Genomic DNA, 25084 nt, shown 5'->3' with positions numbered 1-25084 from the left:
GAGAGTGACAACGGGGCGTTGCCCGAACGCTAACCGGAGCGCGCCATGTCCCGTTCGACGGTCGGCACCGGCGCGCCGATCCTGGTCCGGATCGCCGCGGCCTCGCTCAACAGCTCTCGCCTGCCCGTCGAGCGGGCGAGAGCCTCCAGGACGCTCGCCTCACGCCAGCGATCGCCCAGTTCGCGGTGCAGCGTGAGACTGCGCTCCAGCAACGGCCGCGCGGCCCGCGGGTTGCCGGTGCCCTGTTCGACCACACCGAGCAGGTTCAGTGCCCAGGCGATGCCCTCCTTGAACTCGAGTTCCCCGAACGTGTCCAGCGCTTCGTCGAGCATCCTGCGAGCCCGCACGGCATCACCCCGGTACCAGGCGACGGCGCCGAGGTAGGCGAGCGACGACGTGGCACCGCGCCGGTCACCCAGTTCTCGCAGTGACTTCAGTGATGCCTGAAGATCGGCCTCGGCCACCACGAGATCACCGGACAGCCAGGACGTGGCGCCCGCGAGTTGCCGGGCGTAGGCGGCGTTCATCGGATTCGAGGCGCACGCGGCCTCTTGGTAATGGTGTAGCGCAGCTTCGTAATGACCGCGTTCTCGCGCGACCGAGCCGAGCAGCCGGTGCAGCCTTCCGGCCAGGGATGGATCGGTCTCCAATCCATCTTCAGCATAGCGCACCGCTGAGGGGTAGTCGCACTCCAGCAGCGCCAGTGCCGCCGCGGACGCCAAAGCCTTGCCGCGCAACGGTCCCGAGCTTTCCAGCGCCACGTTCAACCACTGCCGGCCCTCGCCGTAGTTGCCGGTGCGGTGCCAGTAGCGGGCCAACGCCACCACCAGGCGAAGGATCTTGCCCGCGTCACCGGTCGACTTGAACCACTCCATGGTGCGTCTCAGGTTCGCGTGCTCCACGCGTAACTCGTTGAGCAACGTGCCCGTGGGGTCGGCCTCGGCACGTTCGGCCAGACACAAGAAGAAGTCTGCGGCACGTGCGTGTGCGGAAGAGCGTTGCTCCATCGCGAACGCATGAACGGTTTCCAGCATGGAGAAACGGGTCTCGCCCGCCACCCGTGACACCCGCACGAGCGATTTGGCCACCAGCCCGGTCAGCGCGTCGAGCGAACTGGCCAGCGCCTCCACCAGATCCGCCGGGAACCCGCCCGCGCACACCGCGAGATCGGCGAACAGCGTGCGTTCGGACGACGTCAGCAGGTCGTGGCTCCACGCGATCGCGGCCCGCAACGGTCCCAGCAGCCCGAACCGGTCACGCAATCGCCGCACGATCTGGGCGGGGGTGAGGACGGACGTGCGGGCGGCGGCGAGTTCCAGCGCCAGCGGCAAGCCGTCGAGCGCCGCGCAGAGCTGGGCGATCGCCGGTGCATCGGCGTCGGTGTACGTGTGTGCCGCACGGTCCAAGAACAGCCGCACGGCGTCATAGGCGGCCAGTTCGGCCAACGAGCGATGCACGTCAGGGTCGGGAACGGCCAGTGGCGGCAACGGGTAGACCGTTTCGCCCGGCACAGCAAGGGGTTCACGGCTCGTGGCGAGCACACGCAGCTGTGGGTGAGCCTCGACGAACGCCGCGCACGCGGCCCGTAGGTGCTCGCAGTTGTCCAACACCATCAACGCGTTCCCGAGCGTGCTCAGCTCACGTGTGGTGATCGCGAATGCCACCGCGACCGCGTCTTCGACGCACGACGCGGACGTCAGGTCGACCACCGTGGACGACGGCGTGACGTGCTGGGCGAGCCGGGACTTGCCGCAGCCCGCCGGTCCGGTGAGCGTGACGAGCCGCGACTTCTCCAGCAGCCGCACGACGTCCTGAGTCTCGCGCTGCCGTCCGACCAGCCCCGTGTCGGAGTCCGGGGGCGGACAGGCGAGCGCCTCCGCCTCGACCGCGCGCAGGCCCCGTCCGGGATCGACGCCCAACTCGTCGACGAGCACCTTGCGCGCCCGACGGATCGTGCTCAACGCATCGGCGCGTCGGCCGTCACGTAGTTGTGCGTCGGCGAGCAGCTCCCAGAAGCGTTCTCGCAACGGATGACCGACGACGAGCCGTTCGAGTTGCGCGGCGGCGGCTCCGTAGGCGCCACGGCCGATCTCTTGCTGTGCCAACGCCTCCTCGGCCGCGAGACGTGCTTCATGCAATCGAGTGATTTCGGCGGACGCCCACTCGGAGACGGCGCAGTCGGTCAAGGGGTCGCCGCGCCACAACGTGAGTGCCGCACGGGGTGAGGAAGCGCGCTCGAACCGTGTGACGTCGACGCGCGTCGGATCGATTCGCAGCGCGTAGCCGGCAGTGGTGGTGACCAGGACGTCCGGAAGGCCGATCGCGGCGAGAGCCGAACGGACGCGGGCGATGTGGCTGTGCAGCGTCCGCAACGCCGTGAGTGGGGGCTCGGTGCCCCACAACGCGTCGATCAGACGCGTTGCGGGGAGCACCGAGGGTGCGCGCAACGCCAGCAGCGCCAGGAGGGAGCGCTGGCGCGTGCCGGCGAGGCGCAGCACGCCGCCTGGCCCGGTGACTTCAAGGGGTCCGAGCAGGCGGACGTCTAGTTGGTCCACGCACGAGCGGAGTTCTCATGGCCGACCCTGATACATCGGCCGGGCGAACTCACTGAACGCACATGTCGAGCGGACCCTGCGTGCACGTGTCGTTGCCGCCGAGGCCGTACATCTTGTTGGGCCAGGCGTTGCCGCTCAGCACGTCGTCGCCCTGGGTGCCGTACACGTCCTGCACGTTCTTGAGCTGGTCGAACTCGCCCGGCCGACTCGCCGTGCCCGCCGCGAGGTCGATCGTCATGCCCTCGGAGTGGTCGCTGAAATCCGCGCGGTCGCGCATGTTCAGCTTGGCGCCGTCGATCTTGTCGTTGCCGTAGCCGCCCTGCAGGAAGTTGCCGCCCGCGTCGGCCTGCGGCTCGTCGAGCACGTCGTCGCCGTCCCCGCCGAACAACTGGTCGGGGCCCAGTCCGCCGTTGATCACGTCGTCGCCCTCGCCGCCCTGCAGGACGTCCGCGCCCGACCCGCCCTGCAACGAGTCGTCGCCGTCGCCACCGTGCTGCTCGGTGGGCACGGCGCTGTCGTAGAGCACGGTGTCGTCGCGGTTGCCCAGGTAGAGGACGACCTTCTGGACCTGCGCGCACTGGACGCGTGAGGCCGACAGGCGCGTGCACCCGGTGCCGGGCCGCATCGTGCCGGCATCGCTGATGGTGGTGCCGGAGACGTGGATCTGGCTGGCGCGCGACGGCGCCCCGGTGACGACGAGCCTGCCGGCCTCGACCCGTGCGACGGTCGCGGGCTCTGGTGCGGCGGCGGTTCCCGATGCGGCCAGTGCGGCCGCTATGACGAGCGTGAGCATGATGTTCCCCCTCGAAGACGTTGTGCACGTGAGTACGCGTGGCCTGTTGTGAATCTGTTGTGGCCATCGCATCCGTGCCACAACCGCGCCGGTTTCTCCTTCTCGCAGTCAGTCCGCTCGTGAAGGGGAGGAAGACCGTGAGAACAGGCATGGCAGCTCTGCTCGGCGTCGTGATGGCGTTGACCGTGACGCCGCTGACCGCGGCGGCGCAGGAGGAACCCGAGGAGCAGGAGATCATCGTCAAGTTCCGCGACGGCGCGTCGCGAGGGGACGCGCTCACCCAGTCGAAGTCGCGGGCCGTCGCCGACGCCACCGACGGCGCCGAGGTGCTGGCGTCGAGGGACGCCGCCGAGTCGATCCGCGTGCTCATGGCCCGCGGTGACGTCGAGTACGCCGAGCCGAACATCGTGCTCGAGGCCACGGCCGTGCCGAACGACCCGATGTGGCCGCAGCAGTGGCACTACTGGGAGGCGACCGGCGGCATCCAGCTCTCGCCCGCCTGGGACCTCGGGCCGTCCGGCGCCGGCCAGCGGGTCGCGGTGATCGACACCGGCCGCACCGCCCACCCGGACATGTCCGCCAACTACATCGGCGGCTACGACTTCATCAGCAACGCGGCCTACGCCAAGGACGGCGGCGGCCGGGACGCCAACCCGGCGGACCAGGGCGACTGGCGGCTGGCGAACCAGTGCGGTCCCGGCACGGCGGCGCGGGCCTCGAGCTGGCACGGGCTGCACGTCGCCGGCACCGTGGCGGCGTTGCGCAACAACGCGACCGGTGTCACGGGCGTCGCACCGTCGGCCAGGGTCGTGCCCGTGCGCGTCCTCGGCACGTGCGGTGGCACGTTGGCGGACATCGCCGCAGGCATCGTCTGGGCAGCGGGTGGCGCCGTTCCGGGCGTTCCGGCGAACCCGAACCCGGCGAAGGTCCTGAACCTCTCGCTCGGCGGTCCCTCGGCGGCGTGCCCCGCGACGCTGCAGAACGCGATCAACACCGCTCGCAACGTGCACCGCGCGACCGTCGTGGTGGCGGCGGGCAACAGTTCGGCCAACGCCGCCGGGGCCACACCCGCGAACTGCGTCGGCGTCGTCACCACGGGTGCCACGGACCGGCAGGCCAACAGGGCCTCGTACGCGAACTTCGGCGCCACGATCGAGATCTGCGCGCCGGGTGGCGAGACCTCGCCGCTGGCCGCCAACGGTGTGCTGTCGACGCTGAACAACGGCCCGACGGTGCCCGCCGGGTCGATCTACCAGCGCTACCAGGGCACGAGCATGGCCACGCCGCACGTCGCCGGTGTCGTCGCGTTGATGCAGCACGCCCGTGTGCAGCACGGCAAGGCGTTGCTGACGCCCGCGCAGGTGCTGCTGCACCTGAAGGCAAAGGTGCTCCCCGCCGCCGCTCAGTGCGGCAAGGGCCTGCTCGACGCGCGGCAGAGCGTTGCCGCCGCTATCGCCGCCGCCTGATGTGATCTGTGAACAAGGCCCTGGTCATCCGGGGCCTTTGTTCATACGAGGGTTGGTTACGCGACATGTACCGCGACTACAAACTCGGTTCATGTCGCTTTCTCGTCGTGGGTTCATGGCTGCCGTCGCTGCTGCTGGTGCGGGCACGCTGCTGCCACCGTCGGTGTACGCCGCGTTGGCACGTGAGCCCCGTACGGGAGGGTTGCGCGCGATCAAGCACGTCGTGCTGTTGATGCAGGAGAACCGTTCGTTCGACCACTACTACGGAACTCTGCGTGGCGTGCGTGGGTTCTCCGACCGCAACGCGCTGAGGGGTGTGTTCAACCAGTCGGGCGTGCTGCCGTTCCCGGTGCGTGAGGCAGCCTCCGGACGGGACATCCAGTACATCGCCGACCTGGACCACAGCTGGAACGGCGGCCACTCGGCGTTGCGCGGCGGGTGGAACGACAACTGGGTGCCGGCGAAGACCGGGGCGACGATGGCGTTCTACACACGTCAGGACATCCCGTTCCACTACGAGCTCGCGGACACCTTCACGCTGTGCGACGCCTACCACTGCTCGGTGCCGTCCTCGACCTCACCGAACCGCAACTACTGGGTGTCCGGGTACACGGGTTTCGAGCCCTCAGGCGGCCGCGCGACCGGCAACGCCGCTTACAGCGAAGACACCCACGGCGGCTACACGTGGAAGACGTACCCGGAACGCCTCGAGGCCGCTGGGAAGTCGTGGCGGGTGTATCAGGAGTGGGACAACTTCCAGGACAACAACCTGGAGTTCTACCTGCGCTTCAAGGAGATCGCGCGCAAGGTGCTGCCCGCCGGGTTCAAGTCGCTGGACAAGCTGTACGGGACGGGCGACCCGGCGTTGATCGGCTCGCTGGACCTCTCGAAGCTCTCCGCGGCGGAGAAGTCGTTGTACACGCGCGGATTGCACCGGGTGAAGCCGGGCGGGCTGGGGGAGACGTTCCGCGCGGACGTCACCGCCGGACGGTTGCCCGCCGTGTCGTACCTGGTCCCGTCCTCTGTGGACTCCGAGCACCCCGGCGCGTCCTCGCCCGCGGCCTCCGCCTCGATCACCTACCAGGTGCTGGACGCGCTGGCGTCCAACCAGGAGGTGTGGGAGTCGACGGTCCTGTTCATCACCTATGACGAGAACGACGGTTTCTTCGACCACGTGCCGCCGCCGCGCCCGCCGTTGTCCGTTGCCGACGAGTACGTGGGTGACCGGCCGTTGGGATTGGGTGCGCGCGTACCGATGACCGTCGTCTCGCCGTGGTCCGTTGGCGGTTACGTGAACTCGCAGGTGTTCGACCACACGTCGATGACGCGGTTCCTGGAGAAGTGGACCGGGGTGCGGTCGGAGGAGATCTCCGCGTGGCGCCGGACCGTCGCCGGTGACCTGACCTCGGCGTTCGACTTCGACCGGCGCCGGACGTGGCCCGAGGTCGGTGAGCCCGCCGCGGTGCCGCCCGCCACGCCGCGCTGGCGTCCCGCGCCGCCGTCCGAGCAGAAGATGCCGGAGCAGGAGGCCGGACGGCGGCGTGCGCGCGCCCTTCCGTACCAGCCTGACGCGTCGTTGCGCGGGTCGTTGCTGGAGATGTCGAACTCCGGCGCGGCGTCGGTGCACTTCGCTCTGTACCCGTACTCAGGGCAGTTCGCGCTGCCGCAGCACTTCGACGTCGCGTCCGCGGCTTCGCTGGAGCTTGCGGGTAAGCACGACCTCGTGTTGTTGGGTCCCAACGGCTTCCGTCGTGAGTTCGCTGGCACTTCCACGGACCGTGCGCGCGTCTCGTCGTCGGTGCGCGGATACAGCCGTGTGCTGACCTTGACGTTCGAGAACAGCGGATCGACGCGGCTGACGTTCGTGCTGGGGCGGCGTCGCTACGTTGTGAGGCCGGGGCATCGGCACGTGATCCCGTGGCTGACCATCATGAACTCCGGCTGGTACGACCTGACGGTGACGGTGGAGGAAGAACCGGGGTTCCGCCGCCGTCTGTGCGGTCACATCGAGAACGGCCAGGAGTCGATCTCCGGTTAACGTTGCGCCCGTGGAGATCACGGGGGACGAGATCCGGCGGCGGATGATCGATCATGAATCTTTGGATCCCGGCGGGTTCGTGCTCGCCGACGCGAAGATCACGGGTCAGCTCGACCTGTCCGACGTCGTGGCGAAGAAGCCGTTGGTGCTGCGCGACTGCACGACCGAGCAGCCGGTGCTGCTCGACCGGGCGCAGTTCACGCAGCTGGACCTGCGCGGCCTGACCGCGCCCGCCGTGCACGCTCGCGGGCTGACGGTCGACCACAACCTCAGCCTGAGCGGTGCCCGGCTGAGCGCCGCGCAGTCGATCGACGCGCTGCACATGCGCATCGGCGGCAGCGTCTACCTCGACGACGGGTTCCACGCGGAGGGCTCGGTGACGCTGAGCGGGTCGCAGATCTCGGCCGTGCTCCGGTGCGCCGGCGCGCGTTTCGAGGACGGGATCTTCCTGGTCGACCTGCGGGTCGGCGACGGGATCTTCCTGTCCCAGGGGTGTCACGTCACCGGTGGCGGCAAGCACGCGTCGGTGCGGATGCGCGGGACGCGGGTCGACGGGCAGCTCGTTCTGCGGGAGGGGCTTTTCAGCTCGTCCGACGTGGCGCTCGACCTGCGGCACGTGCGCGTGGGCAAGGAACTGTTCCTGTCCTTCGAGAGGGTCGAGGGCAGGGCGCAGCTCGAAGGCCTGACCTACGAGGGCCTGCCGCGAGACGCCACTTTGGACGATTGGCTGGCGTTCCTGCCGGCGCGCACCCTGCGTTACTCGGCGCAGCCATGGGCGCAGCTCGCCGCCGCGCACCAGGGCGCCGGGCACGAACGCGACGTGCGGCGGATCCGGGTCGCCCAGCAACGTGATCTGCGCCGCCGCGGCCAGCTCTCGCGGTGGGGACGCGCCTGGCACCTCCTGCGCGGCGTGACGGTCGGCCACGGCTACCGGCCTGGCCTGGCCCTCGTGTGGCTGGCCGGGGTGCTCGCCGTGTCGATCGGTGTGGTGCTGGTCTCCGGCGCGGTGCGGTGCTCGGTGGTCGAACAGGTCGGCTACGCCCTGAACGTGGCGACGCCGCTGGTCAAGGTGGATTCGGCGCGGTGCACCGTGGACACGGCCGCGGGAGCGGGCCAGGCCGTTCTGGCGGTGACGTGGCTGCTGCAGGTCCTGGCGTGGGCTTTCGCCACCCTGTTCGTGGCGGGCTTCACCGGATTGGTGAGGCGCAACGCGTGACTGTCGGGGGTGTCTGATACACCAGGAGGCATGAGCGCGAAGACCGGAGCGAGAAAAGGGGAGCGGGTCCCCGCGGAGTCGCTGCCGGTCGCCCGGATCGTGGTGGACGTGCCGCTGGCCCACCTGGACAGGCCCTTCGACTACTCGGTTCCGTCCGAACTGGACGAAGCCGCGGTGCCCGGCTGCCGCGTCCGCGTGAGGTTCGCGGGCCAGTTGGTCGACGGATACCTGCTGGAGCGCGTCGAGACGACGGAGTACGGCAAGAAGCTCGCCTTCATCGAGAAGGTCGTGTCGCCCGAGCCGGTGCTCGCGCCGGAGATCGCGGTGCTGGCGCGGGCGATCGCGGACCGGTACGCGGGCGGCATGATCGACGTGCTGCGGCTGGCCATCCCGCCCCGGCACGCCCGCGCGGAGGCCGCGTCGTCGGGGGAGGCGCCGCCGTTGCCGCAGCTTCCCGCGTGGGTGGGGGAACTGTCGGCTGGGGAGTCGGCTGAGGTGGCCGACAGGACCTCTGCGGGGCAACCGGCTGAGGTGGCGGAGGAGGTCGTCGGCGAGCGACCCGTCGAGGAACAGCACGTTGTGGTGGCCGGTGGGGGTTCCGAGGAGCAGCCGGTCGTCGCAGGCGAGAGCTTGTCCGCCGCTGAGCCGCCCTCTGACGAGGCTTCGCCTGCCGTTGCCCCCGTTGCCCCTCCCACGGACGCGCCCGCGCGGTCGCAGCTGCCGCCCGTTCCCGCCGACGCCTGGTCGCGTTATCCCCGCGGCCCGAAGTACCTGGAGGCCCTGCGCGAGGGGCGTCCCGCCCACGCCGTCTGGCAGGCGCTGCCGGCCGAGGACTGGCCCGCCCGGCTCGCGGAGGCGGCCGCCGCTGTCGCGTCGTCCGGGCGCGGAGTGGCCATCGTGGTGCCGGACCACCGCGATCTGGCTCGTGTCGCCGAGGCGTGCGCCAAGGTGATCGAGGGCGTGGTGACGCTGTCGGCCGACCTCGGGCCGTCGGAGCGCTACAAGCGGTGGCTGGCCGTGCGTCGTGGTGTGGCGCGGGTGGTCGTGGGAACGCGGGCGACGGCGTTCGCGCCGGTCAAGGATCCCGGGCTGCTCGTGGTCTGGGACGACGGGGACGACCTGCACGTCGAGCAGCGGTCGCCGTATCCGAACGTGCGCGACGTGCTGGTGCAGCGCGCGCACATGACGGGGGCCGCGCTGCTCATCGGCGGGTTCGCGCGCACGGCCGAGGCGCAGTTGCTGGTCGAGACGGGCTGGGCGCACGAGATCGTGGCGTCGCGGGAGACGCTGAGGTCCGTCGCGCCGCGCGTGGTGTCGGTGGGCGACAACGACTGGCAGGACGTCAAGGACTCGGCGGCCCGCACCGCCCGGTTGCCGTCCATCGCGTTCGACGCGGCCCGGTTCGCCCTCGCCGACTCGCCGGTGCTGATCCAGGTGCCGCGCCGGGGATACGTGCCGTCGCTCGCCTGCGGCGAGTGCCGGGGACCCGCGCGGTGCCGCCGGTGCGCCGGGCCGCTGGCGTTGCCGGGAGGTACCCAGGACGGGGCGCCGAAGCCCGCGTACTGCCGGTGGTGCGCGGCGACGGAGGCCGGGTTCCGCTGCCCCACGTGCGGGTCGCGCAAGCTGCGCGGACAGATCATCGGCGCCAGGCGCACCGCGGAGGAGCTCGGGCGGGCGTTCCCCGGCTACCCGGTGCGGACCAGCGGAGCGGACGAGGTGCTGACCAAGGTGCCGGGCAAACCGTCGCTGGTGGTCGCCACGCCGGGCGCCGAACCCGTGGCCGAGGGTGGCTACGGCGCGGTGCTGCTGCTCGACGGGTGGGCGTTGCTGGGCAGGGCCGACCTCCGTGCCTCGGAGGAGGCGCTGCGGCGGTGGATGACGGCGGCGGGCCTGGTGCGGCCGGGCAACGGGCGCGTGGTCGTGATCGCGGACTCGTCCCTCACCCCGGTGCAGGCCCTGGTCCGCTGGGACCCGGTGTGGCACGCCTCCACCGAGCTCGCCGCGCGCACCGAGCTCGGCTTCCCGCCGGCGGTCCGGATGGCGACCGTCGACGGCACCCCGGACGCGGTGAACGCCGTGCTCGACGAACTCCGCCTGCCGCCCACCGGTGAGATCCTCGGCCCGGTACCGCTGGGCGACGACGAGACCAAGGAACGGGCCCTGGTGCGGGTCGCCCGCGCGGAGGGCCGTCAGCTCGCGGCCGTGCTCGCCGAGGCACAGGCCGTGCGGACGGCCCGCAAGGAACAGGACCTGGTGCGCATCAAGCTCGACCCGCTGGAGGTCCTGTAGGCCCGCCCAGGCTGACGCGCGTTCAGCCCTCGTAGTGGGAGCGCAGGCCCGCCATGTGGTCGCGGATGTCCTCGTCGGTGAGCTTCTCGTACTCGAGGTACTCGCTCAGGTAGGTCATGAGGTCGCCGCGTTCCGGGTGGTCCTCGCCCGCGATCACGTGCGCCGTCGTGCCCGCGATGCCCGCCGGGAACAGCAGGAAGCCGTCGAGGCCCGCCATGGTGTCGAAGGAGGCGTTCTTGGCCTCCCAGAGGGCCCAGACGTCGTCCTCGCGGCCGCACTCGGCGAGCAGCAGCGCGGCGAGGCCCAGCGCCTCGCTGACGCCCCAGCCCTCCTGGTGCGCGGCGGTCTCCTCGGCGAGCAGGTGGCGCAGCAGGCCGGCGTCGCCGTCGCGGCGTTCGCGCAGCAGGAGGTGCAACGCCTCCTCGCGGTCGGCCTCGTCGAGCGGGGTGTTCGTGAAACTGGTTCGCAACTGGTCAAGATCGATCGACACGCCCGCACCTTAGGCCTTCCTCAAGGAGTGTTGCCATCCGGTCGCAACGGAGTAGAAGTTTCCGCATGTTGCGAACGGTTGCCGCGCTCACACTCTCCGTCGTGATGGTCGCGCCTGCTCCGGCGGGCGCGGCGGAATCAGCGCCACGCGTGCCCGAACAGGTGGGCTGGGGAGGCGCTGTCTCGAGCGTCGACCCCGACGCGTCCCAGATCGGCATCGACGTGCTCCGCCGCGGTGGCAACGCCGTCGACGCCGCCGTCGCCACCGCCGCCGCGCTCGGCGTGACCGACCCGTTCAGCGCGGGCATCGGCGGCGGCGGGTTCTTCGTCCACTACGACGCCCGCAGCGGGCGTGTGTCCACTCTGGACGGACGGGAGACCGCGCCGCGGTCCGCCACCGACCAGCTCTTCGTGGAGGACGGCAAGCCCCTGCCGTTCGCCGAGGCGATGACCAGCGGCAAGTCCGTCGGCGTCCCCGGCACGCCCAAGACGTGGCAGCAGGCGCTGCGCAAGTGGGGCACGCTGAATCTGCGCGAGGCCATGGCGCCCGCGGAGTCGTTGGCACGACGCGGTTTCGTCGTCGACCAGACGTTCAACTCGCAGATCGCGAACAACGCCGCCCGCTTCGCCGACTTCACCTCGACCCGCGACCTCTACCTGCCCGGCGGCCAGCCGCCCGCGGTCGGCAGCACGTTCCGCAACCCGCAGCTCGCCGACACCTACCGCGAGCTCGCCCGCACCGAACTCGCGTCGCTCTACGGCGGCGCGGTCGGCCGTGACCTGGTGAACGCCGTGCGCACGCCGCCGGTGGTGCCCGGCTCGACCCGCAACGTCCGCGCCGGTGACATGCAGGTCTCCGACCTGGCCCGGTACCAGGTCGAACGCCGCGACCCGACGCACACGCGCTACCGCGGCCTCGACGTCTACGGCATGGCGGCACCGTCGTCCGGCGGCACGACCGTCGGCGAGGCGCTCAACATCCTCGAGTCGACCGACCTGTCGAAGGTCTCCGACGTCGAGTACCTGCACCGCTTCATCGAGTCGACCAAGCTCTCCTTCGCCGACCGCCTGCGCTGGGTCGGTGACCCCAAGTTCTCCCGCGTGCCGACCGAGGGCCTGCTCTCGCAGAAGTTCGCGGACAGCCGCGCGTGCCTGATCAAGCCCGACGCCGTGCTGCCCGCCCCGCAGCCCGCCGCCGACCCGCGCAACCCCAAGGCCTGCGAAGCCACCGCCGGCATCTCGGCACTGCGCGAGGACGCCGAGCGCACCACGCACCTCACGACCGCCGACCGCTGGGGCAACGTCGTCGCCTACACGCTGACCATCGAGGCGGAGGGCGGCAGCGGCATCGTCGTCCCGAACCGGGGCTTCCTGCTCAACAACGAACTCACCGACTTCGAGTTCGTCGCCCCGACCCCCGGCGTTCCGCACCCGAACCTCCCCGGCCCCGGCAAGCGCCCGCGCTCGTCCATGGCCCCGACGATCGTCCTCGACCACGGCAAGGTCGTGCTCGCCGTCGGCTCACCGGGCGGCTCCACGATCATCACCACGGTCACCCAGATCCTGACCGCCCGCCTGGACCGCAAGATGTCCCTCGTCGACGCCGTGGCGGCCCCGCGCGCCTCCCAGCGCAACGCGGCCACCACCCCGGCCGAGGCGGCGTTCATCGCGGCCTCGACCACCGCGGGCCTGCAGGCCATCGGGCACAGGTTCAGCCAGAACGCCGAGATCGGCGCCGCCACGGCCGTCGAACGCGCCAAGGACGGCCGCTGGCGCGCCGTCGCCGAGCCGACCCGGCGCGGCGGTGGAGCGGCCCGCGTCGTGAAGGTGGGCTGAGCACGTCCTGAGCTGGCTGGAGCGCGGGCATCCGTGCTCCAGCCGCCCAGCGGACGGTCAGGAGTTGGTGCGGCCGTCGATGCGCTCGCGGATGAGGTCGGCGTGACCGTTGTGCTGCGCGTACTCCTCGATCAGGTGGATGTAGAGCCAGCGCACGGAGATCTCACCGGCGCGCTCGTGCACGAACGTGTCGTCCAGGTCCCGGCCGGCCGCAGCGGCGCGCGACTCCGCCATCTCGGCGAGCAGGTCCGCGTACTCCGCCTCGGCACGGGCCGGGTCCAGGTGCTCGAAGCCGTCGTTCCACTCGCCCGGCGCGCTGTAGCGGGTCTTGACGTCCTGGCCCGCCAGCCGGACCCGGAACCACATCCGCTCGACGTCGGAGAGGTGGCGGACGAGGCCGAGCAGGCTCAGGTTCGACGGCGGTGCGGACGTCATGGCGAGTTGTTCGCCGCTCAGTCCCGCGCAGTTGGCCAGGAAGGTGGCTCGATGGCGGTCGAGCCACGCTTCCAGCATCGGGCGTTCGGCGCCGAGCAGGGGTTCTTCGACCAGCTCGACCTCAGGTGCTGTCCACGTCATGGGGACATGCCTAGCCGATGCCGCCGTCGTAGACGACCTTGTTTCGCTCGTCGCGGGCGACCAGGCGCAGGGTGGCGGGGGAGGGCGGCGAGCCCGTGACGGGCAGCATCGCGATGAAGTGACCGTCGGCGACCTCGGTCGTCACCCGTGCCCCGCCGCTGTCGGACACCTCCACCGCCTTCGCGGACCTGTGGGTGCGGCCGACCACGACGAACCGCGTTCCCGACTGGTAGCCGCCGATGAGGACCGCGGCGGACTCGGGGGCCCGGTCGGCGGTCCGGATCGTCGAGAGGGCACCCGGATCTGATTCGGACAGAGGGCAGTTCGCCCACTCCTCGTGGCCGCGATGCGCGAGCAGCATGCCGCCCGGCTGGTTCGGGTCCGTCATCAGCAACGGCTCCCAGCCCCTCAGCTCGTCCGCGTTCCCGCTGGTGGCGAAGGCGTTGTCGGCGCACCTGGCGAGGACGTTCACCGCACTGCGGGAGTCCGCGTCACCACTCTCGTAGCTGTCGGATTCGCCGTCCGCCGGCCACTCCGGGAACCGTTCGAGCTGCACGGGCGGGATCTGCGTGACGGTGCCGTCGAAGATCAGTTCGGACGAAGCCATCGCGTTCTGCGAGTGGATGACGAAGAAATCCGGGGTGACCACGCTCCCGCTGGAACTGCGGCTGTGCGAGGGGCCCACCTCACGCGCCTTCGCCGTCCGCGCGCCCTGCGGCGGTACGCCCGCGATGATCTGACCGGTGCGGTGGGTCATCCTGCCCGTCCCCAACGCGACCGGCTCGAACTCCTTCGACGCCACCGTCGCCCTGGACCTCGTGAGCTCGCAGAAGCGGCCGTCGTCACCGACGAGCACCTTGCGCAGACCGAAGACCACCATCTTCGAGGAGGACCAGGTCGCGTCCCGCAGGGCGTCCCGGCACCGGGTGACGTCGCGCTCGGAGGGAGCGATGACTCCATCGCGGCCCGGATCGAGCGCGTGGGGCGCGGGGCGCGTGAGGACGACACCGCCTACCACTAGGAGCACCACACCGGCGGCGACGGCCAGCGGTGTGAGGGGGTGACGGCCCCGGTCCCCGGCGACGTCCGGGCGCATGCGTTCCTTGACGTCCTCGGGCAACGCGCGGCGAGGTGGCAGGCCGATCGTCATCACTCCACCTCCAGGGTGTCGTCGGAGAGCACCTTGCGCAGGCGGCTGCGTGCGCGGGAGAGGCGCGACCGAACGCTCACCTCGGCCACCCCCAACGCCTCGGCGGCCTCCGCGGTGGTCAGCTCGCCGAGCAGCACGAGCTCGACGGCCTCGCGTTCGGCGCGGGGCAGCCGGTCCACGGCCCGCAACACCTGGCTCAGGCGCGCCTCGTGGTCCAGCGCCGACACGACCTCCTCGGCGTGGTCGCCCTGCACGTCGTTCCTGGGCACGCGCGTCAGCAGGCGGGTGAACCTGGTCCTGCGGCGGAACTCCGACCGGGCGAGGTAACCCGCGACGGTGAACAGCCACGGCAGCGCGCTGTCCCGGACCAGCGTCACCTGGCCACGGCGGCGCCACGCCGTCATGAACGTCGCCGACGTCAGGTCCTCCGCCGTCGACCACGACGCCGTCAGCCGGTACGCGTGGTTCCACACGGCCTCGGCGTAGCGGTCGTACAGCTCACCGAAGGCGCGCTCGTCGCCTCGTGCCCACAGTTCGGCGTCCGGCGGGGCGTCGTCCGGCAAGGCGGCCGCCCCCTCCCAGCTCGGTCGCATCAGCCTCATGACCTGGAGGTGTCCACCTAATGGCCGAGTGTTGCACCTGATCTTCCTACCTCGGGCTGACCCGGGTTCGATACCTCGAGCCGATGTGAGCTGACCTGCGCGAACGGCACAGTTCATGGCATGACGACGACCACTGTTACCAGCGCCCCGGCAGCCCACCTCGACATCCACGCGCTGCTGCGGCCCGTGCTGACGGCCCTGCGGTTCACCGGCCACTTCGTCGTGGCGCTGGTGGGCGTGATCTTCCTCGGCAGCGCGTCCGAGCACTGAGCGCGCTCCTCGTAGACTGACCTCCAGTCCACACGAGGAGCACTGCGTGACCGTCCAACCCATCCGCCTGTTCGGCGACCCCGTGCTGCGCACAGCGGCGACCGAGGTCACCGACTTCGACAAGGAACTGCGCACCCTGGTCAAGGACCTGTGGGACACGATGCAGGACGCCGGCGGAGCAGGACTCGCCGCGCCTCAGCTCGGTGTTGGACTGCGTGTGTTCACGTACCACTGCGACGGCTTCGCGGGGCATCTCATCAACCCCACGTGGGACGTGGTCGGGAGTGAGATGCAGGACGGTTCCGAGGGCTGCCTGTCCATCCCCGGCATGTCGTGGGACTGCAAGCGCCACCTGCACGTCGTGGCCAAGGGCTGGAACATGCACGGTGAGCCCGTCGAGGTCGAGGGCACCGAGACGCTGGCGCGCTGCATCCAGCACGAGTCGGACCACCTCGACGGCGTGATGTTCCTCGACCGCCTCGACGCCGACACCCGCAAGCAGGCCATGCGGGAAATCCGGCAGTCCGAGTGGTTCGACGGTACGGTCCCCACCTTGAAGCAGAGCCCGCACCCACTCTTCGGCAGGTCCAGCTGACCATGCGACTCGTGTTCGCCGGTACGCCCGAGGTCGCACTGCCCTCGCTGCGCGCCCTCATCGACTCCTCCCGCCACGACGTCGTCGCCGTGGTCACCCGCCCCGACGCACCCTCCGGCCGCGGCCGCCGGCTCGAGCGCTCCCCTGTGGGCGCGCTCGCCGACGAGCACGGCATCGAGGTCCTCACCCCGGCCAAGGCCGGTGATCCCGAGTTCCTGGACCGCCTGCGCGCACTGGAACCCGACCTCTGCCCGGTCGTCGCCTACGGCAACCTGCTCCCGCAGCGCACGCTCGACGTGCCGAAGTTCGGCTGGGTCAACCTCCACTTCTCCGTGCTGCCCGCGTGGCGCGGCGCCGCGCCGGTGCAGGCCTCCGTGCGCAACGGCGACGACATCACCGGCGCCTCGACGTTCCGCATCGTCAAGGAACTCGACGCGGGCCCGGTGTTCGGCGTCGTCACCGAGAAGGTGCGCGACCACGACACCTCCGGCGACCTGCTGACCCGGCTGTCCGTCTCGGGAGCAGACCTGCTGCTGTCCACTGTGGACGGCATCGAGGACGGCAGCCTGGTCGCCGTCGACCAGCCCTCCGACGGCGTCACCTACGCCCCGAAGATCACCGTCGAGGACGCGCGCCTCGACTTCACCACGCCCGCCGCGGCCGTCGACCGCCTGGCGCGCGCCGTGACGCCGGAGCCCGGCGCGTGGGCCGAGTTCCGGGGCGAGCGGCTCAAGCTCGGCCCCGTGACGCCGGTGGCCGACGTGACGCTGCCGGCAGGCGAGGTGCTCGTCGAGCGCAAGCGCGTGCTCGTGGGCACCGCGACCACCGCCGTGGCCCTCGGCGAGGTCCAGGCACAGGGCAAGAAGCGCATGGCCGCAACCGACTGGGCGCGCGGCACGCGGATCGAAGCAGGGGAGCGCATCGCATGAGGCGCACCCGGCCGAGCTCGGCAGGCGTCGCCGGTGAGCGGCAGGACATGAACGCGGCGCGCGTGACCCGTGTCGCCGCAGGGGAGCCAGAGACAGTGGAGTACACCGCATGACCAACCACTCGCGAGGCGCCTCCAAGCCTTCCCGGCCGAGCAGGCCGCACCCGCCGAAGCGGCGCACCGGCCCCTCCCGGCCACCCGTGGAGGACCCGGCACGCCTCGCCGCGCTGGAGACCCTGCGCGCCGTGCGGCAGCGGGACGCGTACGCGAACCTGGTGCTGCCGCAGATGCTTCGCGACCGGCGCATCACCGGCCGCGACGCGGCCCTGGCCACCGAGCTCACCTACGGCGCGGCGCGAGCCCAGGGCCTGCTCGACGCCGTCATCGAGGCGTGCTCGGACCGCCCGCTGTCCGAAGTGGACGGCTCGGCGCTCGACGCGTTGCGGCTGGGCGCGTATCAGCTGCTGCGCACCCGGATTCCGTCGCACGCCGCGGTCGCCTCGACCGTCGACCTCGTGCGGGCCGAGCTCGGGTCCGGCGTCGCCGGCTTCGTCAACGCCGTCCTGCGCCGGGTGTCCGAGCAGGACGAGGCCGCGTGGGTCGACGAGCTCGCACCCGACCCGGACACCGACCCGATCGGCAACCTGGCCTTCACCCACGCCCACCCGCGCTGGATCGCGCAGGCGTTCGCGGAGTCCCTCGGCAGCCGCGAGGAACCGCTGAGGCAGGCCCTCGAGGCCGACGACGCGCGTCCGGCCGTACACCTGGTGGCACGCCCCGGCGAGGTGAGCGCCGACGAGCTCGCCGCCATCACCGGCGGCGACGTGGCGCCCTACTCGCCCTACGGCGTGCACCTGGAGCCCGGCGCGGGCGACCCGGGCGATCTCGAGCCCGTCCGGGAACGCCTCGCCCACGTGCAGGACGAGGGCAGTCAGCTGTGCGCGCTGGCCCTGACGCGGGCGCCGCTGGAAGGCGGCGACAACGGGGGCACGGACGACCGCTGGCTGGACCTCTGCGCGGGCCCCGGTGGCAAGGCCGCCCTGCTGGCCGCACTGGTCGGCATCGAGGGCGGCGAACTGGTCGCCGTCGAGAAGGCGCCCCACCGCGCGGAGCTCGTGCGCAAGCTCACCTCAGGCCTGCCGGTCACCGTGGAGGTGGCCGACGGCCTCGAGACCGGCTTCCTGGAAGGGGCGTTCGACCGCGTGCTGGTCGATGCGCCCTGCACCGGTCTCGGTGCGCTGCGCCGACGCCCGGAGGCGCGGTGGAGGCGCCAGCCCGCCGACGTCGGCACGCTCACGAAGCTGCAACGCGAGCTGCTGACCGAGGCGCTGAAGCTGGTGCGCCCTGGCGGCGTGGTGGCTTATGTCGTGTGCTCACCTCATCTCTCGGAGACCGTAGGGGTGGTGACGGACGTCGCGAAGCGCACCGGGGCCGAAGTGCTGGACACGCGGGAGCTCTTCCCAGGAGTTCCGGACCTCGGGGAAGGACCGCACGTTCAGCTCTGGCCCCATCTGCACGGCACCGACGCGATGTTCTGCGCGGTGCTGCGACGCCCTGTTTGAGCGCTCGTGAAGGACGCTAGCGACGGGGTCCGACAGGTTCGGGCCCCGTCGGCCTCATCGGGGCACAACCGCGTCCGGGTTCACCGGTTCGAGTGACGGCAGGACCCGTGGCCGGGCGAGCCGCAGCACGCCCGGCCACGCACGTCAGGCCTTCAGCACGTGCAACTGCGCGGGCTGGCCGAACCGGTTGCCCACCGCGTAGACCCAGCGGCCGCCGGGACCCCATGCGAGGCTCGCCTGGTACAGGTACGGCGCCTCGTACGAACGGGACTCGTCGAGCGAGCCCGCCGGGTAGAGCCGCACGGACGTGTCGCTGTTGACCCCTGCCGCGAGGGCACCCGAGTCAGGGCTCGTCGCCACCGCCACCGGGTAGGGGCCGGTGTTGTAGCTGCCGCGCACCGCGAGGGTGTCGCTCGTGTACGACTGGATCTGGTACGGCGCCCCGCCCGCGACGTGGACCTGGCCGCCGTCCTGGGAGAACTCGACGTCGGCGAGGTTGCTGCCCGCCTCGCGGGACGCCTGGACGGCCAGTCCGTCACCCTGCTCGCGCAGGACCACGAGCTCCGAGGGCGACAGGCTCGGCTGGCCCGCCGCCAGCAGACCGGGCCTGGCGGGCGACGTCGCGAGCTGCTGCGGGCTGTAGTGCCCGGTCACGAGGCCCGTCCGGGCGTCCGCGCCGTTGAGCGAGACGCGGCCGATCCCGCCGCCCCAGGTGTCGCAGCCGTAGCTGAAGTACAGACGGCCGTTGGTGATCGCGAGGTCGGACGGGCACACCTCGCCGACCGGATGGCGAGCCCGCTCGGTCAGCGTGAGCGTGTCCAGCGCGGCGATCGCGCCCTGCTGGGACAGCGCGACGAAGACCGTCTCCCCGTCCGGGCTCAGCGCCAGACCCGTGGCGCCGGGCAGGTTGGACAGCTTGGTGACCGCGTTGCCCGACAGGTCCGTGACGGCGACGGCGTGGTCGGCCTTGCTGCTCACGAACACGTGCCCCAGCGTCGGGTCGACGACGATGTCCGAGAACGACTTCAGCGCCAACGGCACGGTGCGCTGAGGCGGTTCCGCGATCGCGGGTGAGGCGGTGGCCGCCACCAGGGCGGCCGTCATCGCGGTGGCGGTGAGCCACCGGTTCCAGTTGCGCATCCTGCTCCCCTCAGTGTGCGGGTGATCACCCGCGGTGGGGACGTTATCGGCGGTGACCGCCAGAAATGACCGCCTAACATCGCAGTGGTGACCACGCGTGGATTGCTCGGATTGGTCGCCTCCGGCTGCGGCGGCGTCGAGACCTGGTTCCGCACGGAACTGGCCGAGCCGGCCGTGCGACGGGGGTGGCGGCTGGCCATCACCTTCACGCCCGCCGTGGTCCCGTGGTTCGAGGAGGCGGGCGAGCTCGACGAGCTCCAGGCGCTGACCGACCTCCCGATCCGCTGGGAACCGAGGATGCCGAGCCAGCCCAAGCCCTACCCGACGCCGGACGCGTTCGTCTTCGCCCCCGCCAGCGCGAACTCCGTGGCCAAGCTGGCCCTGGGCATCGGCGACAACCAGGCGCTGACGGCGTTGAACGAGGCCATCGGTGTCGAGGACTGCCGGGTCGTCGTCATGCCCCAGGCCAACGCGGACAAGCGCCGCCACCCGATGTGGGAGACGCACGTCACGACGCTCACCAATGCGGGTGTCGTCGTGGTCTCAGACGTGGCTCCCGGCACGCTGCTCGACCTGCTGGACACCTAGACTTCACCCTTGTGGTCCACACGCCGATGATCGCCCCCAGCATCCTGTCCGCCGACTTCGCGCGCCTCGCCGACGAGCTCGCCGCGGTGCCCACGTCGGACTGGATCCACGTCGACGTCATGGACAACCACTTCGTGCCGAACCTGACGCTCGGCCTGCCCGTGGTGAAGTCGCTGCTCAAGGTCACCGACATCCCGATCGACTGCCACCTCATGATCGAGGACCCGGACCGCTGGGCCATCGGCTACGCGGAGGCGGGCGCGTACAACGTGACCGTGCACGTCGAGGCGGCGAACGACCCGGTCGCGCTGGCCAAGAACCTCAGGGCCGCCGGGTCCAAGGCCGGCCTGAGCATCAAGCCCGGCACCCCGCTGGAGCCGTACGTCGAGGTCCTCAAGCACTACGACACGCTGCTGGTCATGTCGGTCGAGCCGGGCTTCGGCGGGCAGAGCTTCATGGCCGGCGTGCTGGACAAGGTCCGCCAGGCCCGCCACCTGGTCGACACCGGGCACCTCAAGCTGGTCCTCGAGATCGACGGCGGCATCAACGCCGACACGATCGAACAGGCCGCGCAGGCAGGGGTGGACTGCTTCGTCGCCGGATCCGCCGTGTACGACGCCGCCGACCCGGGCAAGGCGGTCGAGGCGTTGCGCGCGCAGGCAGCCGGCGCCCAGGGAACCAGGACCACGTGACCCCCGAGGACGCGATGGTGCTCGCCATCGCGGAGAGCGAGCGGGTGCGGGGGACAACCAGCCCCAACCCGCCGGTCGGGTGCGTCATCCTCGACGAGAACGGCGACGCGGTCGGCTTCGGCGGCACGCAGCCCGTCGGTGGGCCACACGCCGAGGTCATGGCGCTCAAAGCCGCCGGTGCGAAGGCACGAGGCGGCACGGCCGTGGTCACCCTCGAGCCGTGTTCGCACTACGGCCGTACGCCGCCGTGCACCGAAGCGTTGCGAGAAGCCGGCATCAAGCGCGTCTTCCACGCTCTGAGCGACCCGAACCCGAGGGCCGCGGGCGGTGCGAAGGTCCTCGAAGACGCCGGCATCACGGTCGAGAGCGGCCTGCTGGAGCAGGAAGTCAGCCGAGGCCCCCTCAGGGCGTGGCTGCACCACGCGCGCACGGGCCGTCCGCACGTCACGTGGAAGTACGCGGCCTCGCTCGACGGCCGGATCGCGGCGAGCGACGGCACCAGCCAGTGGATCAGTTCGGAGACCTCCCGCAAGGAGGTCCACGACCTGCGCGCCAAGCTCGACGCGATCGTCGTCGGCATGAACACGGTGAGGCTGGACGACCCGGCGCTGACGGCCAGGGACGCCGAGGGAATGCCGCTGCCACGCCAGCCGTTGCCCGTGGTCGTGGGCACGAGCGACCTGCCGGTCGGGGCGAAGCTCCAGCACACCGCGCTGCACCTGCGCACGCACGAGCCGGACGACGTCCTGAAGGCGCTCGCCGAACGGGGTGTGGTCGACGTGCTGCTGGAAGGCGGCCCGACGCTCGCCGGTGCGTTCTGGCGCGCCGGCAGGGTCGACCGCGTGCTCGCCTACATCGCGCCGGCGCTGCTCGGGAACGGTCCCGCGGCGGTGCTGGACGCGGGCGTGTCAACCATCACGGACGCTGTGAGGCTGACCGTGGAAGACGTCACCATGAGCGGACCGGACTTGCGGATCAGCGCGGTTCCGCGCACTTAGGAGGAGCGGTGTTCACCGGGATCGTCGAGGAACTCGGCCACGTCGTAGCGACGGAGGACCTGCCGGACGCGGCACGGATCCGCATCGCCGGGCCGATCGTCACCAGCGACGCGAAGCACGGCGACTCCATCGCGGTGAACGGCGTCTGTCTCACCGTCGTGGAGGTGGAGGACGGCGCGTTCACCGCCGACGTGATGCGCGAGACCCTCAACCGCAGCAGTCTCGCCAAGGTCGCCGCGGGCGACCGGGTCAACCTGGAGCGCGCGGCCGCGGTCGGCCAGCGCCTCGGCGGCCACATCGTGCAGGGCCACGTCGACGGCACCGGCTCGATTCTCGCGCGGGAGAAGGCGGAGCACTGGGAGATGGTCCACATCGGACTCCCGCCCAGCCTCTCCCGTTACGTCGTGGAGAAGGGCTCCATCACGGTCGACGGTGTCTCGCTGACGGTCGTGACCGTCTCCGAGGACCAGTTCACCGTGAGCCTCATCCCGACGACCCTTGACCTCACCACGCTCGGGCGACGTCTGCCCGGCGACCTGGTGAACCTGGAGGTCGACGTGCTGGCGAAGTACGTTGAACGACTGGCGATCCCGCACCTGCGGGCCATCGCGGGCGAGGAGGCCCAGTGAGCACCGACTTCGCCGACATCGAGCGCGCGATCAAGGACATCGCCGCCGGACGGCCCGTGGTCGTCGTCGACGACGAGGACAGGGAGAACGAGGGCGACCTGATCTTCGCCGCCGAGAAGGCGACGCCCGAGCTGATCGCGTTCATGGTCCGCTACACGTCCGGGTACATCTGCGTGCCGCTGACCGAGGCCGACTGCGAGCGCCTCGACCTGCCGCCGATGTTCCACACGAACCAGGACGCGCGCGGCACCGCCTACACGGTCACGGTCGACGCGCGTGAGGGCGTCAGCACCGGCATCTCGGCCGCGGACCGCGCCCGCACGATCCGGTTGCTCGCCGACCCGACCGCGAAGGCCAGCGACTTCAACCGTCCCGGCCACGTCGTTCCGCTGCGCGCCAAGGCCGGTGGCGTGCTGCGCCGTCCGGGTCACACCGAGGCCGCCGTCGACCTGTCGCGGCTGGCCGGGCTCTCGCCCGCCGGCGTGCTCTGCGAGATCGTGTCGCAGAAGGACGAGGGCGACATGGCGCGCCGCGACGAGCTGGAGGTCTTCGCGGCCGACCACGACCTCGCGCTGATCACGATCGCCGACCTCATCGCGTACCGCCGCCGGGTCGAGACCCAGGTCGTGCGCGCCGCCGAGGCCCGCATCCCGACCGCGCACGGCGTGTTCACCGCGTACGGCTACGACAGCCTGCTCGACGGCATCGAGCACGTCGCGATGGTGTACGGCGAGATCGGCGACGGTGAGGACGTGCTGGTGCGCGTGCACTCCGAGTGCCTCACCGGCGACGTGCTCGGCTCGTTGCGCTGCGACTGCGGCCCGCAGCTCGACGCGGCGCTGGAAGCCGTTGCGGCGCAAGGCCGTGGTGTCGTGCTGTACATGCGCGGTCATGAGGGCCGCGGCATCGGCCTGATGCACAAGCTGCAGGCGTACCAGCTGCAGGACCAGGGCGCGGACACCGTGGACGCGAACCTCGTGCAGGGCCTGCCCGCCGACGCGCGTGACTACGGCACGGGGGCGCAGATCCTCGTGGAGCTCGGCATCAAGTCCATGCGGCTGCTGACGAACAACCCGGCCAAGCGCGTCGGACTGGAGGCCGGATACGGTCTGCGGGTGCTCGACCGGGTACCGCTGCCGATCTCCCCGAACCCGGAGAACCTGCGGTACCTGCGCACCAAGCGTGACCGCATGGGCCACGAACTGTCTCAGCTCGAGCAGTACGAGGCCGTTGTTTCCGCAACGGAGGACAAGGAATGAGCGGCGAGGGCCGTCCGGAGCAGACCACGCTCGACGGCAAGGGCCTGAGCGTCGCCATCGCGGCGACGCGGTGGCACACCAAGATCACCGACCAGCTCGTCTCGCGTGCCCTGCAGGCCGCGCAGGACGCCGGCTGCGTCGACACGACCGTCGTGCGCGTGGCGGGGGCGATCGAGCTTCCCGTTGTGGTGCAGGAACTGGCGCGTCACCACGACGCGGTGGTCGCGCTCGGCGTGGTCATCCGCGGTGGCACCCCGCACTTCGAGTACGTGTGCGACTCGGTGACGGACGGCCTCACGCGCGTCGCGCTCGACGAGTCCACACCGGTGGGCAACGGCGTGCTGACGACCAACACCGAGGAGCAGGCCCTGGCCCGCGCCGGGCTGCCGGAGTCGGTGGAGGACAAGGGGTACGAGGCGACCGTCGCCGCCATCGACACGGCACTGGTGCTGCGCGGCCTGCGCCAGCCCTGGACCGAGCGGGGTTTCGAATGATGACGGCGGAAGCGATCGTCCTGCGTCCCAAGAAGATCCGGCGCGTCGCGTGGGCGTGCGCGGTCGGCCTCGTCGTGGTGTTCACGGTCGTGGGCCTGCTGCTCGGCAACACGCCGACCGGCGTGATCTTCCGGACGTCCGACCAGGTCGCCATGATCTTTCTGGGCTTCCTGCTGGCGGGCGGTGTGCTGCTGCTGACGCGTCCGCGCGTCACGGCCGACGCCACGGGTGTCGACGTGCGCAACGTCGTGACGTCGCACCACTTCGACTGGAACGACGTGCTGTCGGTCAGCTTCCCGGACGGTGCCGCGTGGGCCCGGCTGGAGCTGCCGGAGGACGAGTACATCTCGGTGATGGCCGTGCAGGCCGTGGATCGTGAGTACGCCGTGTCGTCCGTGCGCGCGTTGCGTGAACTGCACAAGGCAGCACGGATCTAAGTCCACTGACCGAGGATCGCGCCCGCGAGGGTGAGTCCGACGACGTGATAGCCCGCTCCGATGGCCGCGAAGGTGACCGGGGCGGGCTTCGTCATGTCGTAGGAACCCGTCACCATTCTGACGGGCAGAGCGATGCCGACGCCGACGACGAGCCCCAGCAGGATGCCTTCCATGATGTTGTCGGTGCCTGAGGCGTTGCCGATCATCGCGGTCGCGAGCGTGATGACGAAGCACGTGAGCAGCGGGATGGCGTAGACGGCCGCGCTGGTGTTCTCCGGCGGGCTCAGGTCCTGCCCGGACGCGCGTTGCCAGGCCCTGCCGAAGGCGTACTCCGCGTACCACACCATGCCCAGCGCGAAGTACGCGATCGTGGCGACGACGACGGCCAACCAGTTCAGGTCGCCGAGCACGGTCAAGCTCATGAGGGTCTCCGCAATGATCAGGGTGACTTGGCATCGCGAGGCGCCCGCTGACCGTTACGA

At 71.0% G+C, this 25084-nt stretch carries 24 protein-coding genes; 16 read left to right on the top strand and 8 right to left on the bottom strand.

Translation table 11 applies throughout. The annotated features are described in order from the left end of the window. Nucleotides 1-29: 29 nt before the first annotated feature. Both PV646_RS31780 and PV646_RS31775 read right to left on the bottom strand, forming a co-directional pair. Complete coding sequence (locus PV646_RS31780) at nucleotides 30-2555, bottom strand: AfsR/SARP family transcriptional regulator (protein WP_500345991.1); 2526 nt, start codon at nucleotides 2553-2555, stop codon at nucleotides 30-32. A gap of 49 nt (nucleotides 2556-2604) precedes the next feature. Further along, nucleotides 2605-3348, bottom strand: coding sequence for a hypothetical protein (locus PV646_RS31775; RefSeq protein ID WP_500345990.1), 744 nt, complete (start codon nucleotides 3346-3348; stop codon nucleotides 2605-2607). Between the two features lie 137 nt (nucleotides 3349-3485). Between PV646_RS31775 and PV646_RS31770 the strand changes: the two genes are divergently transcribed. The 4 genes from PV646_RS31770 to PV646_RS31755 all read left to right on the top strand — a co-directional run bounded on the left by PV646_RS31770 (nucleotide 3486) and on the right by PV646_RS31755 (nucleotide 10357). Beyond that, nucleotides 3486-4814 (top strand): S8 family peptidase, encoded by a 1329-nt coding sequence (locus PV646_RS31770; RefSeq protein ID WP_500345989.1) that lies wholly within the window; start codon nucleotides 3486-3488, stop codon nucleotides 4812-4814. Nucleotides 4815-4905: 91 nt separating this feature from the next. Beyond that, nucleotides 4906-6852, top strand: a complete 1947-nt coding sequence (locus PV646_RS31765) for a phosphocholine-specific phospholipase C (protein WP_500345988.1) — start codon at nucleotides 4906-4908, stop codon at nucleotides 6850-6852. A 10-nt stretch (nucleotides 6853-6862) separates the two neighbouring features. Continuing rightward, on the top strand, nucleotides 6863-8068 hold the full coding sequence (locus PV646_RS31760) for a hypothetical protein (RefSeq protein WP_500345987.1): 1206 nt from the start codon (nucleotides 6863-6865) through the stop codon (nucleotides 8066-8068). 30 nt (nucleotides 8069-8098) lie between these two features. Beyond that, nucleotides 8099-10357, top strand: coding sequence for a primosomal protein N' (locus tag PV646_RS31755; RefSeq protein WP_500345986.1), 2259 nt, complete (start codon nucleotides 8099-8101; stop codon nucleotides 10355-10357). Between the two features lie 22 nt (nucleotides 10358-10379). On the opposite strand, the gene PV646_RS31750 is transcribed toward PV646_RS31755, so the two are convergent. After that, on the bottom strand, nucleotides 10380-10847 hold the full coding sequence (locus tag PV646_RS31750; protein ID WP_500345985.1) for a hypothetical protein: 468 nt from the start codon (nucleotides 10845-10847) through the stop codon (nucleotides 10380-10382). A 65-nt stretch (nucleotides 10848-10912) separates the two neighbouring features. On the opposite strand from PV646_RS31750, the gene ggt reads away from it, so the two are divergent. Next, nucleotides 10913-12682, top strand: a complete 1770-nt coding sequence (ggt, locus tag PV646_RS31745; protein WP_500345984.1) for a gamma-glutamyltransferase — start codon at nucleotides 10913-10915, stop codon at nucleotides 12680-12682. 57 nt (nucleotides 12683-12739) lie between these two features. Here the strand turns inward: ggt and PV646_RS31740 are convergent, their stop codons facing one another. From PV646_RS31740 to PV646_RS31730, 3 genes are read right to left on the bottom strand one after another with little or no spacing between them, the layout of a single operon-like run. Further along, nucleotides 12740-13258: a DinB family protein gene (locus PV646_RS31740; RefSeq protein WP_500345983.1), complete on the bottom strand. Its 519-nt coding sequence runs from the start codon at nucleotides 13256-13258 to the stop codon at nucleotides 12740-12742. A gap of 10 nt (nucleotides 13259-13268) precedes the next feature. After that, on the bottom strand, nucleotides 13269-14408 hold the full coding sequence (locus tag PV646_RS31735) for a hypothetical protein (protein ID WP_500345982.1): 1140 nt from the start codon (nucleotides 14406-14408) through the stop codon (nucleotides 13269-13271). Further along, on the bottom strand, nucleotides 14408-15010 hold the full coding sequence (locus PV646_RS31730; protein ID WP_500345981.1) for an RNA polymerase sigma factor: 603 nt from the start codon (nucleotides 15008-15010) through the stop codon (nucleotides 14408-14410). The genes PV646_RS31735 and PV646_RS31730 overlap by 1 nt, the downstream gene beginning before the upstream one ends. A gap of 120 nt (nucleotides 15011-15130) precedes the next feature. On the opposite strand from PV646_RS31730, the gene PV646_RS31725 reads away from it, so the two are divergent. From PV646_RS31725 to PV646_RS31710, 4 genes are all read left to right on the top strand, one after another. Then, on the top strand, nucleotides 15131-15280 hold the full coding sequence (locus PV646_RS31725) for a hypothetical protein (protein WP_500345980.1): 150 nt from the start codon (nucleotides 15131-15133) through the stop codon (nucleotides 15278-15280). Between the two features lie 46 nt (nucleotides 15281-15326). After that, the gene (gene def / locus PV646_RS31720) at nucleotides 15327-15875 is read left to right on the top strand and encodes a peptide deformylase (RefSeq protein ID WP_500345979.1); all 549 of its coding nucleotides are present in this window, start codon (nucleotides 15327-15329) and stop codon (nucleotides 15873-15875) included. A 2-nt stretch (nucleotides 15876-15877) separates the two neighbouring features. Beyond that, nucleotides 15878-16804 (top strand): methionyl-tRNA formyltransferase, encoded by a 927-nt coding sequence (gene fmt / locus PV646_RS31715; RefSeq protein WP_500345978.1) that lies wholly within the window; start codon nucleotides 15878-15880, stop codon nucleotides 16802-16804. 109 nt (nucleotides 16805-16913) lie between these two features. Further along, nucleotides 16914-18365 carry an RsmB/NOP family class I SAM-dependent RNA methyltransferase gene (locus PV646_RS31710; protein ID WP_500345977.1) on the top strand — a complete coding sequence of 484 codons (1452 nt, stop codon included), beginning with the start codon at nucleotides 16914-16916 and terminating at the stop codon, nucleotides 18363-18365. A gap of 144 nt (nucleotides 18366-18509) precedes the next feature. Here the strand turns inward: PV646_RS31710 and PV646_RS31705 are convergent, their stop codons facing one another. After that, nucleotides 18510-19505 (bottom strand): hypothetical protein, encoded by a 996-nt coding sequence (locus PV646_RS31705; RefSeq protein WP_500345976.1) that lies wholly within the window; start codon nucleotides 19503-19505, stop codon nucleotides 18510-18512. Nucleotides 19506-19592: 87 nt separating this feature from the next. On the opposite strand from PV646_RS31705, the gene PV646_RS31700 reads away from it, so the two are divergent. Genes PV646_RS31700 through PV646_RS31670 form a run of 7 tightly spaced genes read left to right on the top strand, consistent with a single transcriptional unit; the run spans nucleotide 19593 to nucleotide 24602 of the window. Next, complete coding sequence (locus tag PV646_RS31700; protein WP_500345975.1) at nucleotides 19593-20093, top strand: flavoprotein; 501 nt, start codon at nucleotides 19593-19595, stop codon at nucleotides 20091-20093. A 26-nt stretch (nucleotides 20094-20119) separates the two neighbouring features. After that, the gene (rpe, locus tag PV646_RS31695; RefSeq protein WP_500345974.1) at nucleotides 20120-20785 is read left to right on the top strand and encodes a ribulose-phosphate 3-epimerase; all 666 of its coding nucleotides are present in this window, start codon (nucleotides 20120-20122) and stop codon (nucleotides 20783-20785) included. 14 nt (nucleotides 20786-20799) lie between these two features. Beyond that, nucleotides 20800-21783, top strand: a complete 984-nt coding sequence (gene ribD / locus PV646_RS31690; protein ID WP_500346505.1) for a bifunctional diaminohydroxyphosphoribosylaminopyrimidine deaminase/5-amino-6-(5-phosphoribosylamino)uracil reductase RibD — start codon at nucleotides 20800-20802, stop codon at nucleotides 21781-21783. A gap of 8 nt (nucleotides 21784-21791) precedes the next feature. Then, on the top strand, nucleotides 21792-22412 hold the full coding sequence (locus tag PV646_RS31685; RefSeq protein WP_452251048.1) for a riboflavin synthase: 621 nt from the start codon (nucleotides 21792-21794) through the stop codon (nucleotides 22410-22412). Beyond that, nucleotides 22409-23671 carry a bifunctional 3,4-dihydroxy-2-butanone-4-phosphate synthase/GTP cyclohydrolase II gene (locus tag PV646_RS31680; RefSeq protein ID WP_500345973.1) on the top strand — a complete coding sequence of 421 codons (1263 nt, stop codon included), beginning with the start codon at nucleotides 22409-22411 and terminating at the stop codon, nucleotides 23669-23671. The genes PV646_RS31685 and PV646_RS31680 overlap by 4 nt, the downstream gene beginning before the upstream one ends. Next, nucleotides 23668-24165 (top strand): 6,7-dimethyl-8-ribityllumazine synthase, encoded by a 498-nt coding sequence (gene ribH, locus PV646_RS31675; RefSeq protein WP_500345972.1) that lies wholly within the window; start codon nucleotides 23668-23670, stop codon nucleotides 24163-24165. Before PV646_RS31680 ends, ribH begins: the two co-directional genes overlap by 4 nt. Next, entirely contained in the window at nucleotides 24165-24602 is a 438-nt protein-coding gene (locus PV646_RS31670; protein ID WP_500345971.1) for a PH domain-containing protein, read from the top strand. Before ribH ends, PV646_RS31670 begins: the two co-directional genes overlap by 1 nt. On the opposite strand, the gene PV646_RS31665 is transcribed toward PV646_RS31670, so the two are convergent. Next, nucleotides 24599-25024 (bottom strand): DUF1761 domain-containing protein, encoded by a 426-nt coding sequence (locus PV646_RS31665; RefSeq protein ID WP_500345970.1) that lies wholly within the window; start codon nucleotides 25022-25024, stop codon nucleotides 24599-24601. The genes PV646_RS31670 and PV646_RS31665 overlap by 4 nt on opposite strands. Between the last annotated feature and the right edge of the window lie 60 nt (nucleotides 25025-25084).

The sequence above is a fragment of the Streptomyces sp. ID05-26A genome (assembly GCF_033794685.1).
In the GTDB taxonomy this organism is placed as follows: Bacteria; Actinomycetota; Actinomycetes; order Mycobacteriales; family Pseudonocardiaceae; genus Lentzea.
This window is presented reverse-complemented; position numbering and strand designations above follow the sequence as displayed.